10 protein-coding genes are annotated in these 13,058 nt (G+C 71.8%); 1 reads left to right on the forward strand and 9 read right to left on the reverse strand.

What is annotated here, in order from left to right:
• Nucleotides 1-9 precede the first annotated feature (9 nt).
• From Q9Q40_01950 to Q9Q40_01980, 7 genes are all read right to left on the reverse strand, one after another.
• Complete coding sequence (locus Q9Q40_01950; GenBank protein ID MDQ7005973.1) at nucleotides 10-894, reverse strand: YicC/YloC family endoribonuclease; 885 nt, start codon at nucleotides 892-894, stop codon at nucleotides 10-12.
• Nucleotides 891-2,066, reverse strand: a complete 1,176-nt coding sequence (gene lpxB / locus Q9Q40_01955) for a lipid-A-disaccharide synthase (protein MDQ7005974.1) — start codon at nucleotides 2,064-2,066, stop codon at nucleotides 891-893. Before lpxB ends, Q9Q40_01950 begins: the two co-directional genes overlap by 4 nt.
• A complete protein-coding gene (locus tag Q9Q40_01960; GenBank protein MDQ7005975.1) occupies nucleotides 2,063-2,758 on the reverse strand; it encodes a lysophospholipid acyltransferase family protein in 696 nt (231 codons plus the stop codon). Before Q9Q40_01960 ends, lpxB begins: the two co-directional genes overlap by 4 nt.
• Nucleotides 2,755-3,228: a hypothetical protein gene (locus Q9Q40_01965; protein ID MDQ7005976.1), complete on the reverse strand. Its 474-nt coding sequence runs from the start codon at nucleotides 3,226-3,228 to the stop codon at nucleotides 2,755-2,757. The genes Q9Q40_01960 and Q9Q40_01965 overlap by 4 nt, the downstream gene beginning before the upstream one ends.
• A gap of 47 nt (nucleotides 3,229-3,275) precedes the next feature.
• Nucleotides 3,276-4,376 (reverse strand): nucleotidyltransferase family protein, encoded by a 1,101-nt coding sequence (locus Q9Q40_01970; protein ID MDQ7005977.1) that lies wholly within the window; start codon nucleotides 4,374-4,376, stop codon nucleotides 3,276-3,278.
• Nucleotides 4,373-5,437 carry an MraY family glycosyltransferase gene (locus tag Q9Q40_01975; GenBank protein MDQ7005978.1) on the reverse strand — a complete coding sequence of 355 codons (1,065 nt, stop codon included), beginning with the start codon at nucleotides 5,435-5,437 and terminating at the stop codon, nucleotides 4,373-4,375. Before Q9Q40_01975 ends, Q9Q40_01970 begins: the two co-directional genes overlap by 4 nt.
• A gap of 68 nt (nucleotides 5,438-5,505) precedes the next feature.
• Nucleotides 5,506-6,690 carry a glycosyltransferase family 2 protein gene (locus tag Q9Q40_01980; protein MDQ7005979.1) on the reverse strand — a complete coding sequence of 395 codons (1,185 nt, stop codon included), beginning with the start codon at nucleotides 6,688-6,690 and terminating at the stop codon, nucleotides 5,506-5,508.
• Between the two features lie 331 nt (nucleotides 6,691-7,021).
• Here Q9Q40_01980 and Q9Q40_01985 point away from each other — a divergent pair, with 331 nt between their 5' ends.
• Nucleotides 7,022-9,619 (forward strand): O-antigen ligase family protein, encoded by a 2,598-nt coding sequence (locus Q9Q40_01985; GenBank protein MDQ7005980.1) that lies wholly within the window; start codon nucleotides 7,022-7,024, stop codon nucleotides 9,617-9,619.
• 33 nt (nucleotides 9,620-9,652) lie between these two features.
• Here the strand turns inward: Q9Q40_01985 and Q9Q40_01990 are convergent, their stop codons facing one another.
• Both Q9Q40_01990 and Q9Q40_01995 read right to left on the reverse strand, forming a co-directional pair.
• Nucleotides 9,653-11,914 (reverse strand): polysaccharide biosynthesis tyrosine autokinase, encoded by a 2,262-nt coding sequence (locus Q9Q40_01990; protein ID MDQ7005981.1) that lies wholly within the window; start codon nucleotides 11,912-11,914, stop codon nucleotides 9,653-9,655.
• Between the two features lie 127 nt (nucleotides 11,915-12,041).
• Nucleotides 12,042-13,055 carry a mannose-1-phosphate guanylyltransferase gene (locus Q9Q40_01995; protein MDQ7005982.1) on the reverse strand — a complete coding sequence of 338 codons (1,014 nt, stop codon included), beginning with the start codon at nucleotides 13,053-13,055 and terminating at the stop codon, nucleotides 12,042-12,044.
• Nucleotides 13,056-13,058 lie beyond the last annotated feature (3 nt).

Raw genomic sequence — 13,058 nt, forward strand, 5'->3', positions numbered from 1 at the left:
TCGCTCTCCCTACTCCAGGTTGGCGGCCTGCTCGCGAATCTTCTCCAGCTCGCCCTTGATGCGCAGCACCTGCTCGTCGACGGCCGGATCGGAGGCCTTCGAGCCGATGGTGTTCACCTCCCGGCGGATCTCCTGGACGAGGAACTCCGCCGCCCGGCCGATCTCGCCGGTGGAGCCGGAGAAGAGTTCCTCGAGCCGGTCGAGGTGAGCCGCCAGGCGCACCAGCTCTTCGGTGACGTCCGCCCGCTGGGCCAGCAGCGCCGCCTCCTGGGCCACCCGGGCCGGGTCCACGGCGGTCTCCCCGAGCAGTTCTTCGACCCGGCGCCGCAACTCCGCGGCCAGTCTTGCGGGCACCGGGCCCGCCAGCTTCCGCACCCGGGCCACCGCATCGCGCACGGCGCGCTCCCGCAGCCGCAAGTCGGCCAGCAACGTCTCGCCTTCCCGGCGCCGGCTGGCGTCGAAGGCCGCCAGGGCATCGACCAGGGCCCGGTCCACCAGGGAGAAGAGCTCTTCGACCTGCTCTTCTTCGATGGTCGCCGACTCGAGCACACCGGGCAGGCGCAACAGCACCTCGGCCCGGGGACCGCCGTCGAGATCGAACTCCTCTTCCAGCCGGCGCCAGGCCTGCACCAGCTCCCCGGCCACGACCAGGTTCAGCTTCAGGCGGCTGGCGGCGGCCCGCTCGCCCTCGAGGGCCACCATCACGTCCACCCGGCCCCGGGCGACCGTCTCCTGCACCTGTTCGCGCCAGCGGCTCTCACCGGCCAGCAGCACCTGGGGCAAGCGGAACCGCACCTCCCGCTGGCGGGAGTTGACCGAGCGAATCTCCACCGTCGCGGTCATCGCGTCGGCCCCGGCCCGCGCCCTGCCGTAGCCCGTCATGCTACGCATCATCTGCCGTCTCGCTCCTCCCGCGCCGGGCGGGTCGTGGCCCGTAACTCCCCGATCAGCACCTGGGCCGCACGCCGGTAGGCCCCCGGCTCACCCAGGCGTCGCCGCACATCGGCCAGCCCCTCGAGCATCGCCCGCCGGGCCGGCCCCTCGTCCAGCAGGGGCAGCAGCGCCGCCGCCGCCCGCCGGGCGGTGAATCTTTCCTGCAACAGTTCGGGCACCACCTCCCGCCCGGCCACCAGGTTGACCAGGCTGACGTGGTCGATATCGAGAGCCATTCTACCCACCGTCGCGGTGAGCCAGGAGGTGCGGTAGACCACCACCTCGGGTACGCCCCTGACAGCCACCTCGAGGCTGGCGGTTCCCGAGGCCACCAGCGCCCCGTCACAGGCCTCGACCGCGGCGGCGAAATCGCCCGCCACCACCTTCACCGGCAGGGCCGAAGCCGCCACCCGGGCGGTGACGGCCTCGGCGTCGAGACCGGCGGCCAGGGGCAGCACGAAGCGCGTATGGGGTCGGCGGTCGCGGAGGAGCCGCCCGGCTTCCAGCATCGGCGCCAGGTGACGCCTCAACTCCCCGGGACGAGAGCCGGGGAGCAGGCCGAGCACCTCGCCCTCCGGCTCGATCCCCAGGGCCCGGCGGGCGGCGGCCGCGTCGGGATGATGCCGGTGGTCGTCGGCCAGGGGGTGGCCCACGAAGCTCACCGGCACGCCGTGGTCGCGGTAGAAGCTCTCCTCGAAGGGAAAGAAGACGATCATCCGCCGCACCAGTTTCTCGAGGATCTTCACCCGCCGCCGGCGCCAGGCCCAGAGCTGGGGGCTGATGTAGTAGAGCACCGGCACGCCCAACCTCCGGGCCGTACGGGCGAGCATCAGGTTGAAATCGGGGAAGTCCACCAGCAGCAGCAGGTCCGGAGGACTTTCCCGCAGGCGGCGGCGCAAATCCCCGAGCGCGGCCCGCAGGGCCGGCAGTCGGGCGAAGACCTCGGTGATCCCCACCACCGAGAGCCGCTCCACCCGGTGGAAGAGTCGCACACCCTCCGCCTCGAGCCCATCGCCGCCGGTACCCTCGAAACGCAGGGAGGGGTCGAGCAGCCGCGCCTGACGCACCAGCCCCGCCGCATGGGCGTCGCCGGAAGCCTCGCCGGCGATCACCATCACCCGCGGTGCGCTCACAACGGCCTCCCCACACCGGGATCGGCGGCGTGCTCGGCGGCGAAGGCCTCCAGGCGATTGAGAGCCTGTTCCACCCGCCGGCCCGCGACCTCCAGGTCCTCACCCGGGGCGATCTCGAGAGGCTCGCCGTAGGCCATCAGGCCCCGGCTGCCCGGACGGGGAATCATGAAACGGTCCCAGGAGTTCAGGCGCCATGCCCGGTCGTAACCCACGGCCACGGGAATGATCGGCACCCGACCCAGCCGCGCGGCGATCACGCATCCGGGCTGCACCTTGCGGGCCGGCCCCCGAGGGCCGTCGGGGGTGAAGCCGATGTCGCTACCTTGCTTCAGGTGCCGCAGCATGCCCCGCAGGGCCGCCGCGCCACCGCGGCTGCTCGAGCCGCGGGCGGGCACGTAACCGAATCGCTCCACCGTGCGCGCGATCATCTCGCCGTCCCTGTGGCGGCTGATCATGAACACCAGTTGCGGGCCCACGTAGCTGTAGACCATCAACAGCAGGTGCGCGTGCCAGAAAACATGGACATAGCGCCGATTCCGGGCCGCGAACTCCTCGACGATCTCCCGGCCGTGGCAACGCAGCCGCACGCCGGCGCGCAACACGCGAATCACCCCCGCCGCCAACGGAGGGACGAGGGTGCGGACCAGGGGGGAGAGCTCTCCCCTGGAAGAGCCGACGGATTCCGCGCTCACGACTCTCCGGCGTCGATCGCCCGGGCCTCACACAGGGCGCGCAAGGCCTCGCCCTCGGCTGCGTGCAGGGCCAGGCCGATGTTCTCGGTGCCGGCGGGCAACTCCACCCGGCGGGTCAGCTCCAGCGATCCGCCTGCATCGATCAAGCCTGCCAAGTCGAGTTCGACGGGGACCCGGCCGAGTTCGGCGCCGTCCTCTCCCGCGGCCTTGAAGATCACGTCCACCGTCAGGCAGTCGAGAGCCAGGGGCGAGCCCGTATCGGTCACCCGCAGGGAAACCACCCCGAAAACATGCTCGACGCCCTGGTCGTCGGTTTCGGGCGTACCCATGACCCACGACAGGGCCTCGATCTCGTGGGCCGCCCGGGCCCGGGCCAGGGTCGCGAGAGGATCCTGAGGTCCACAGGCCACCCCAAGCACGGCCACGACGACCAGGGGCGGGAGGAGTCGGGGGAGATTCCATCTGAACATCGCTAGCCTCCTCGGGGCGGGTTCGAAAACGCGCCGCCGCCATTTTGTCACTTCTCGCGGGGACGGAACGCTTCCAGGCGCCGGTGCCCCTCCCGGTCGCCGAAGCGCAGTACCCGCCCGACCCATCCCGCCATGGCGCCCAGGCGCTGGGCCCGCCCATCGAGCATCAGAAAGCTCAACACGAGTTGTCGGCGCCGGCGCTGCCAGCCATCGAGAAGGGCCACCGGATCGGCGCTGCGGAAGCGCCGCTCGATGCGTACGGCGGGCCGGTAGTCCGCGGCCCAACGACGATAGGCCTCGGTCAGACAGCCGGGATAGACCTTCTCCACCTGCAGACAGGACAGGGCCAGGGGACGCAGCATGCCCCACTGCCGGGCCCGCTCGAGCACCGGCTCGAGGGGGGGAGGATCCCGGTGCAGCAGGGCCAGGTCATGGACCCAGATCAGCTTGGGCTGGAAGAAGTGGTAGGAGTGATGCAGGGCCTGGTGCAGCAGCAGGTCCACCGGCGAGAGCACACGCCCCACCCCGGCAGGCAAGCTCACCGCCCGCCGGAGCAGCCCGGCCACCGCCACCGGATGGCGGTCGGGCTGCGAGATCGACCAGTGCATCTCGATCTGCACGCTGCCGCGACCGGTCCACTCCACCGGCAGGTTGTAGTAGGCCCGGCGCCAGAAATCGACATCCTCCTCCGGCGGCACGCGCATTCCCGCGCGGGCCAGCGCCGCCAGCGCCCCGGCGAGCCGGCCGGCATCGATCAGCAGATCCACGTCGCTCATCGGCCTGAGGTGGGGCTCGGCGTAGACCGTTCGCCCGAGGGCGGCGCCTTTGAGCAGAACGGGGACGATCCCGGCCTCGGCCAGGGCCGCCACTGCCGCATCGGCCGCTTCATCGAGGGTGGCGCGCTGGCGCTGGACTTCCATCAGTCGCAGCCGCCACCGCTGGCGCCGGTCTTCGGGCAGCGAGGCCAGGGCCCCGGCTGCGCCGAGTTCACGGGCCACCAGGCCGACCACCAGGTGCTCGAGAGCCAGGTCGAGGCCCCGGGGTGAGGCGGCCACCGCCCCCAGCGCCTCGACATCCGGCCTGGCGGGGTGCAACCCCCGACACAGGGCCTCGACCAGGGCGGCATCGTCGGCCGGCCGCCCCCTCACCGGTGGTCTCCGGCGGAAGTCGCCCGGACCTGTGAACGGAAATATCCCAGCCGCCGGGTCACCTCCAGGGCGAGCCCTCCGGCCGGCAGCAACGGTGCCAGGCGCCAGGGAGCCGGCAGCAGCTCGCTGGTCAGGCCCAGCACGGCGAAGGCCGACCCCAACGCGGCCAGCAGCAGCACCGCCCGGGTCTGCCCGTGGCCCCCATCGAGCAGCCGGTGGTGCAGGTGTCCGCGGTCCGCGGACAGCGGCGAGCGTCCCTGGCGCAGACGCCGGGCCACCGCCAGCACGATGTCCAGCAACGGCACGCCGACCGCCAGCACGGGCAACACGGGATTGAGCCCCGCACGACCTTGCACGGTGCCCACCGCCAGGGCGGCCAGGACCAGCCCCAGAGGGAGGGCGCCGCAGGAGCCGAGAAACTGCCGTGCGGGGTGAAAGTTGTGCACCAGAAAGCCCACGGTCGCTCCCGCCAGGGCCACCGACAGGGTGCCCGCCACCGCGCCCCGGTGCAGCAGGGAGTGGATCAGCAACGCCCCCAGAGCGATCAGGGCCTGGGAGGCCGCCAGGCCGTCCAGCCCATCGATCAGGTTCAGGGCGTTCATCATCGTCACGAACCACAACAAACTCACCGGCAGGGCCAGCACGCCCAGGCCGAAGGAAGCGAAGCCCAGGTCGAGCACCTCGATCCGAAAGCCGGCCCAGAAGGCCAGGCCGCCGGCGATCCATTCGGCCGCCAGCTTGGGCCACGGACCCAGGTTGTGGATGTCGTCCACGATGCCCACCAGGGCCACCACCAGCCCGGCCAGGGCGAGTCGCAGCACGGGCTGGGGAAACTCCCGGATCAGATCACCGCCGGGGGTGCCGATCCAGGCCGCGAAGATCACCGCCACCCCCGCCGCCGCCGCCAGGGCCAGTCCGCCCAGGCGGGGCATGGAACGGTCATGAATCTTGCGGGAGGGGCCGGGACGATCCTCCGCCCCCAGGCGCAGGGCCAGCGCGCGAGCCAGGGGCGCGAGCCCCGAGGCCGCCAGGGCGGCGATGAGGAAGACGAGGATCTTCATCCGAACCCCTGAAGAACCCGGAGGGTGCCAAGCGGGAAGGGCCCATCCTACCGAGCCCCCACGACTCGTCAATCAGGAGCCGCGCGGCGGGTGGAGTCGGGAACCTCCCAGGTGGCCTGGGCCCGGCCACGCAGGCCACGCCACAGCCCGGCGGCCGCCGCCAGGTTGACGGTGACCAGGTAGAGGGGGAGCTTGAACACCTTACCCGGCACACCGGGCCAGGGCAGCAACCCCAGAGGAGCAGTCAACAGGGGGGCGGCCAGCAGGGCCGCGGCCACCGCGCCGGCCACCGAGCCGAGGGCGGCCGCCGCCAGGCCCGCGATCAGGCCCAGCGCCCCGATCGGCGCCACGAGGTAACGCAGCAGCTTGTGGGAGAGATAGGCCCAGGCGATGCGGACAGGCAGTCCCGGCAAGCCGATCCATCGGGCACAGGCCACTTGCTGGGCGATGATCCGCGCCTTGCGCTGGAACTCCTCCCGGTGGGAATCCGCCGCCCGCTCGTACGCCAGGGCGCCTTCGGCGACGACGGTCCGGTAGCCCGCGCGAGCCGCCAGCAGGGGCTCGGCGGCGTCCCCCGAGATGAAGGCCGGCAGGGGCTGCCAGAGATCCCGGCGCAGGGCGTAGATCCCCCCGTTGGCCACCGCCAGCAGACCGCGCTCGGCCTCCATGCGCTTGGTCCAGTTCTCAAAGCGCCAGTACAGGCCCTCGCCCGCAGCCACCAGGGGATCGTCCTCGTTGGTAAAGCGCACCCGGCCGATGGCCACCCCCACCTCGGGCGGTGTCAACGCTTCCACCAGGGCCCGCACGGCACCGGGAGCGAAGATGACGTTGGCGTCGGTCTGGATGAAGATCTCCCCCCGGGCCTCCCGGGCCAGGCGGTTGATCCCCGCGGTCTTGCCCTCCCGCGGCTCCTGGCGCAACAGCCGCACGCGCGGATCGGCCACTTCTTCGACGAGACCATCGGTGCCATCGTCGCTGGCGTCGGAGACCACCAGCACCTCGAGCGGTCCGGGATATTCCTGTTCGAGCAGGTTGTCGATGCGTCGGCGGATCACCCGCGCCTCGTTGCGGGCCGCGATGAAAACGCTCACCGCCGGCCAGGCGACGGGCGGCGCCGCCCGGGCCAGGGGTCTGCGCCGCACCAGCCACGCGGCCAGCAGCGGATAGCCCGCGTAGGCGTAGAGAGCCGCGGCGATGGCCAGCCAGGCGACACCCGCCAGCACCCCGGCTCCGATGGTCTCCGGCATCGGCATGGCGGTCAATCTACCTTCCCCCCGCCACACCCGCACCCACCCGGCGGTGCGAGCCGGAACAGCGGGAGGCCCACACCCGCCCCCCCACCGCCGGATCGCCCGATCCCGCCGGGGCGCGTCCTCCACACCCTCTCCCCACCTCCTCGCCGCGCCCCCGGCCAGGCCGCCAGGCGCCCACCCCGGGGAGGATGCCGGGCCACACGAACCGGGCCGGGTGAGCCGCGGCGGGGGCGGCGAGGGGGCCGCCGGTGATGCCCATGGACCCGGGCGGGCGTCCACGATATAAAACGGCTTTCTCGGGCCGGGGGATTCCGGCCGGGCGGGAGGAGTCATGTCTTTCCATGGCCGCAGCGCGGCCCTGCTCCTGGCCGTCGCTCTCGCGCTCGTCGCCCCCCTGCCCTTCGGCGGCACGCCCCCGATGGCGGTCATCCTGCTGGCCCTGGCCACGGCCACCGGCCTGGCCCTGCTCTGGACCGACCGCAGCCGCCTGGCCCGCCCGCCCGCCGCCTTCGCCCTGCTGATCACCGTCACCGGGGCCTGGATCGGCTTCCAGTTCGTCCCCCTGCCCCCCACGGCGGTGGACTGGCTCTCACCACGGCTGGCCGCCGAGGCCCGGGCCTCCCTCTGCCGCCCTGACGAAGATCCGCGACTGGCGCAGGGAGAACGCGAGCTGAGCGCCGTTGCGGGCGGCGAGCGGGACGAGACCACCTGGCACCCCCTGGTGGCCGATCCCGACGGCGGTCTCGACGGCCTCCTGCGCCTGGCCATGGCCTTCGGGGCGTTCTGCCTGGGCCTGCTGGCGGTGCGCGACGACCGCGATCGACGCCTGCTGCTCGCCGCCATAGGCGCCAGCGCCTCCCTGCAGGCCGTCTACGGCCTGGCCGAATCCCTCTCGGGACACCACCACATCTTCACCTGGGCCAAGCAGCACTACCGTCCCCTGGCCAGCGGCACCTTCATCTGCCCCAACCACTTCGCCGCCCTGCTCTCGCTGGGCCTGTTCGCCCTGTTGGGCCTCCTGATCGAGGTGCTCCGCGCCGGCCCCGGCGCCGGCGACCGGCGGGCGAAGACCTCTCTGGCCGCCACCGTGGCCGGCGTGATCCTGATCGCGATGATCTGGTCTTCCTCCCGCGCCGCCCTGGGGGCGGCGGCCCTGAGCATGCTGCTTTTCTTCTGGCTGCTCCGCTCCGGGCGCCGGGAAGGCGGGGGCCTGGGCTGGACCGGCATCGCCGCGGGTGCGGCGCTGATCATCGCCCTGGTCGCGGGCGCGGCCTGGATCCGCCCTCCCGAGCCCCTGGCCAACGACGTGGAGAATATCTCGGTGGACATGGGGGGCCGGGTGGGCATCTGGGGTTCGGCCGTCGCCATCGTCGGGGACTTCTGGCGCAGCGGCAGCGGTATCGGCACCTTCCGCTACCTGCACCCCCTCTACCGCCGCGCGGCATCCAACACCCGCTTCGTCCACGCCCACAACGACTACCTGGAATGGATCAGCGATACCGGCCTGCCCGGCGCGCTCCTGCTGGTGGCCTGGCTGACCGTGCTGCTCCTGGCGGCGAGGCGCATCCTGCGCTCCGAGGGATCGGAGCGCCCGCTCTCCGCCGCCATGGTTGCGGGGCTGGCAGCCCTCGGCCTGCACGAGACAGTGGACTTCTCCCTCCAGCTTCCCGGTGTGGCGATTCCGGCGGCCCTGCTCGCCGGCGCGCTCTTCGCACCGGTGGCGTGGGGCCCGGGCCGCCCGGCGGACAGCGGGCCGGCCACCTGGCCCCGGACCTTGCTCGCCCTGAGCCTGGTCCTGGTGACGGCGACGGGCGTGCGCCTGGTGAGTCTGCGGCCCCTGCCCGCGTGGCCCGAAACACCTCCCGGGGGCCTGATCGCCGTGGAGTCGGCCCGGAAGTGGTCCCGACAGCAGATCGACCGGGTGCTTCGCCAGGCGGCTCGCGGGGGGCCTGGAAGTGGCCAGGAAGCCCGCCAGGCCCTGTCCGCAGCCTGGCTGACCCTCCAGCGCTCCGCCCGTCGCGCGCCCCTCCGCAGCGAACTGCGCATCACCCAGTGGCTGGCCGGCCAGTCCCTCGTCGCCCTCGACACCGCGCGCCTGGGCCGGAAACCGGAGGTCGGCCGACTGCTCGACCACTACCTGGACCGGGCCCTCGAGCTGGCCCCCGCGGATCGACAGCGCAGGCTCGTGCTGGCCCGCAAGTGGATGCTCGCCGGCCGCCCCGACAAGGCCCGCAAGGTGGTCCGCGACCTGCTCGCCATGCGCCCGTCGATGGCCCGCGAGGCCTGGGAGATCCTCGGCGGCACCCGGCTCGCCCTCGCCGACCTGATGGAAGCCACGCCCAATACGCCGGGGGCCGCGGCCCAGCTCGCCCGCTACCTGGTGCTCGAGTGCAAGGATCCGGCCGGGGCGAGGATCGTCCTCACCCGGGCCCTCGAGCGGCACCCCGAGGCCTGGCAGCTCCGCGTCGCACTGGCCCAGCGGGAGTCGGGAGCGCGCCGCCATGAGCGCGCCCTCGAGATTCTCGACGCCCGGCCCCTGCCTGAGGACCCGCGCTGGCGGCGGGCTGTCCTGCGCACGCGGATCCAGGCTCTCACCGCCCTCGGGCGCGGAGCGGAGATGCGCCGGGCCATCGACGCATTGGAGGCCGGAGGAGAAGCCCGGCCCTGGATCGACTACTACCGATCCCTGGTACACGTCAAGGAAGGCGACAAGGAACAGGCCATCGAACTTCTCGAGCGAGCGGTCAGCGCCCGGAAGAACCCTCTTCCCGACCCCACGCGCCTGCGCGCGCTGATCCTCCTCGGCCAGCTCGAACGGGGGCGGGGGGAGTACCGCAAGGCCCTCGAGACCTACCGCAACGCGCGGAAGATCGACCCCTCCCACCCGGAGGTCCGGCGCTTTTTCGCCGATCTCTCGAGAAGACCGTGACCGCGGGCGCTTCCCGGTCACCCGGCCCGGCCGTCAGCCTCCGGCGGAACGACGTCGCGTCTCGGGCCGTTGGGCCGGCGGCGCCTGGGGGACGGTCTCCCCCTTCGCCCGCCGCTCCATGGCCTTGCGGTAGTAGCCCCGCCGGTAGTGGTAGTAGCGGTAGTAGCTGCCGGAACGCTCCTCGGTGATCTCGCCATTGAGGACCACACCGACAAGCCGCGTCTTGACCTTGCGCAGGGCTTCCATGGCCTGGCGCACGGCGTCTTTCTGGGTCGCCATCGAGCGGGCGACGAAAATCGTCCCCTCCACCGCCGGAACGATGTTGAAGGCGTCGGCGAAGACCAGCACCGGGGGCGTGTCGACGATCACGAACTCGAAACGCTCTCCCAGGCGACGCACCACCTCGCTGAGCTTCCGCCGGTCGAGCAGGGTCGCCGGATCCGGCGGACAGGGCCCCCCGGGCACCAGGAAGAGGTTGGGATAGACCGTCGGCACCACCACGTCCTCGATGGGCAGGGTGCTGGCCAGCACGTTGGTCAAGCCCCGGTTCTTGTCCGCCTTGAAGACCCTGTGCAGCCGCGGATGACGCAGGTCGGCATCGATCAGCACCACCCCATGGCCGAAGGACGCGAGGGTGCGAGCCAGGTTGGCCGCGATGGTGCTCTTGCCCTCCCCGGGCAAGCCCGAAGTGACCATCAGCGAGGCCGGCGGACGCCCGGCCTGGGCCAGGAGCAGGGCCGAGCGCATGGCGCGGAAGGCCTCCTCCACGTCGTGGTTCCTCTGGGCCGCCATCATCGGTGTCGTGCCGCTCCGCTTGCGTGAGAAGGCGAGCCGCGGCTTGTGGGGCGTGACCAGGCGCGGAATGCTCCCGAGAAGGGGCAGCCCGGTCAGTTCTGCCAGGTGGGCGCCTCCACGGACCTTGTTGTCCATCGCCTCGGCCAGGAAGGCCGCGCCCACGCCCAGGAACAGGCCGAAGACCAGGCCCAGCGCCAGGTTGAGCTTGACCCGGGGGACCGCCGGACTCTCCGGCACGCTGGCCGGCCCGATGATCGCCACCTGGCGCTCGAGGATCTCCCGCAGGTCGGAACTGCGGGCCACTTCTTCCCGGCGCGCCAGCAGACGCTCGAGGTTGGCCTTCTTTTGCTCGTACTCCCGGCGAAGCGACTCCACCTCGCTGGCCTGGTACTGCTTGGCGTTGGCCAGCCGTTTTTCCTGCTCGTAGAGCTGGCGCAGGCGCTGCTCCTGCTCCCGCGCGGCCACCAGGTCCGCCCGGGCGCCGGCGATCGCCTGGTGGTAGAGCTTTTCGGCTTCGGCGAGCAGATTCCGCCGCGTCTCCTGCTCGGCGGTGCGCAACTCTCGCAGGCGAGGCCAGTTCGGCCCCACCTTGCCTTCCATGTCGGCGATCGCGGCCTGGATCGACGCCAGTTGCTCGTGATACTTGAGCACCTGCAGGTTCGAACGCACCACGTCGAGGGCCATGGGCTCGGCCTGCTCGTAGGCATGGAGCCGGGCCTCGGCACTGGCCCGGCGGGACTTGGCTTCCGTCAGGGTCGCGTCGAGACGCTCGAGCCGGGTACGGCGCATGTCGCTGTCGGAAGCCACCAGCGCCGCATCGTGGGTCCGGGTCGCCAGCTCCAGCTCGCGTTCGATCTCCCGCAGCTCGGCGTTGGCCTCCTCGATGCCGTCTTCGATCACTTCCAGCGCCCGCCTCCGCGGAGCGAGACCGATCTCTTCGACGAAGAAATCCTGGTAGGCATGGACCACGGCGTTGACCACGTCGGCGGCCAGTTCCGGCGAGGCATGCCGGAAACTCACCCCCACCACGCTGGAGTACTCGAGCTGCTCGACCTTCAGCCGCTCACGAATCCAGCGGGCCATCCGCTTGTCGTCCGGTGTGGCGTCGGCGCTCTCCTCGTCGCTGGAGGTCAACAACTCGACGATGCGTTCACGAATCGGGTAGTCCTCCCGATGGAGTGCCCGCATCAGCACCTTGGCGTCCTTGATCAGCAGGTACTGGGTCTGGTAGAAGCGCTGGATCTCGAACTCGTTCCAGACCATCGGCATCACGTCGTCCGACTCCAGCACCTTGGGCGTGGAACGTTCGATGAGGATCCGGGCGGACGCGTCGTAGAGCGGCGTGCGCAGGAAGGTCACCAGGCCGGTGACGATGAAAACCTGGGCGGCAATGGCGACCACCAGCCAGCGTCGCTGCCAAAGCAGACGCTGAACGGCTTTCAGACTCCAATCCCCCTCGGCGTTCTGCTCGGGAGCCATCTCGGCGGGACGATCCTGCATCGGGCACTCTCCCCACACCCGGACCGGACGGGACCGGGCCAGTCGGCTGACAACATAATGCATGCGGCCCCCTTCGGGCAATCGCGGACTGTTTCGGCGAGAATCCGGCAGGGCCCGGCGGTTCGGATCAGGAGAGGAAGTCCTTGACCCGCTGTGAAGTATGGCGGGGACAGACGAGCACGCCTTCGGGGCCGATCACCACCATCCGACCGCCCTCGCCGAGCACCACCGCCCGCCCCCCGGCACCGTCGAGCCGCAGCACGACGCTGTCCCCGGCCCCCTCGCCGCGCACCTCGAGGCAGACCGCGGGCCCCGCGTCGCCCCGCGCCGCCAGGGCCGCCACCGCTTCCCATCCGCCGATGTCGCTCCAGCCCGCCTCGAGGGGCACCAGTACGACTTTCCCGGCCCGTTCCAGCAAGGCGTAGTCGATGGAGGTCCGGGGTACCTGTTCCCATTCCTGGAAACGTCCCGAGTCCACGTATCGCTCCACGGCCGACGCCACTTGCGGAGCGTGCCGGTCCATGGCCCGGCGGAAGACCTCCGCCTGCCAGATGAAGATCCCGGCGTTCCAGAAGTGCCGGCCACCGGCCAGGTACTCGGCGGCGGCGGCGGCATCGGGTTTTTCGACAAAGCGCCGCACGGGGAGAACCCCGCCGTCGGCGGAACCCGCTTCCACGTAACCGAAGCCCGTGGCGGGCCGATCCGGGCGTACGCCGAGAATCACCAGGGCCCCTTCCCGGGCGGCCCGGGCGGCGGTGCCGAGGGTCCGGGAGAAGGCCCGGATATCCGCGACCCGGTGATCGGCGGGGAACACACCCACCACGGCCCGGGGATCCTCCCGGCGCAGCCGCTCCATGGCCAGGGTGACGGCCCCGGCCGTGTCCCGGGGGGCCGGCTCCTCGCCGAGGGGAAGCCCCGCCAGGCGCGGGCAGGCCTCGAGGAGCCGGCGGCCGAGACGAGGCTCGGCCTGGAGCACCATGCGTTCGAGGGGCAGATGCGGCAGGAGGCGTTCGACGGTGGCCTCGAGCAGACTGCGCCCGTCTCCGCCGAGGGGCAGCAGGGGCTTGGGCCGATCCGGACCGGTCCAGGGCCACAGGCGCTTGCCGCCGCCTCCGGCGAGGATCACGGCCCGGTCGAGCACGGA

Source organism: Acidobacteriota bacterium (genome assembly GCA_030949985.1).
In the GTDB taxonomy this organism is placed as follows: domain Bacteria; phylum Acidobacteriota; class Polarisedimenticolia; order J045; family J045; genus JALTMS01.

Bases quoted from the DNA above. Each gene is read 5' to 3' on its own strand.
- Q9Q40_01980 (MDQ7005979.1), bottom strand. From the start codon at position 6,690: ATGCCGATGCCGGAGACCATCGGAGCCGGGGTGCTGGCGGGTGTCGCC.
- Q9Q40_01990 (MDQ7005981.1), bottom strand. From the start codon at position 11,914: ATGCAGGATCGTCCCGCCGAGATGGCTCCCGAGCAGAACGCCGAGGGG.
- Q9Q40_01985 (MDQ7005980.1), top strand. From the start codon at position 7,022: ATGTCTTTCCATGGCCGCAGCGCGGCCCTGCTCCTGGCCGTCGCTCTC.
- Q9Q40_01965 (MDQ7005976.1), bottom strand. From the start codon at position 3,228: ATGTTCAGATGGAATCTCCCCCGACTCCTCCCGCCCCTGGTCGTCGTG.
- Q9Q40_01950 (MDQ7005973.1), bottom strand. From the start codon at position 894: ATGATGCGTAGCATGACGGGCTACGGCAGGGCGCGGGCCGGGGCCGAC.
- Q9Q40_01975 (MDQ7005978.1), bottom strand. From the start codon at position 5,437: ATGAAGATCCTCGTCTTCCTCATCGCCGCCCTGGCGGCCTCGGGGCTC.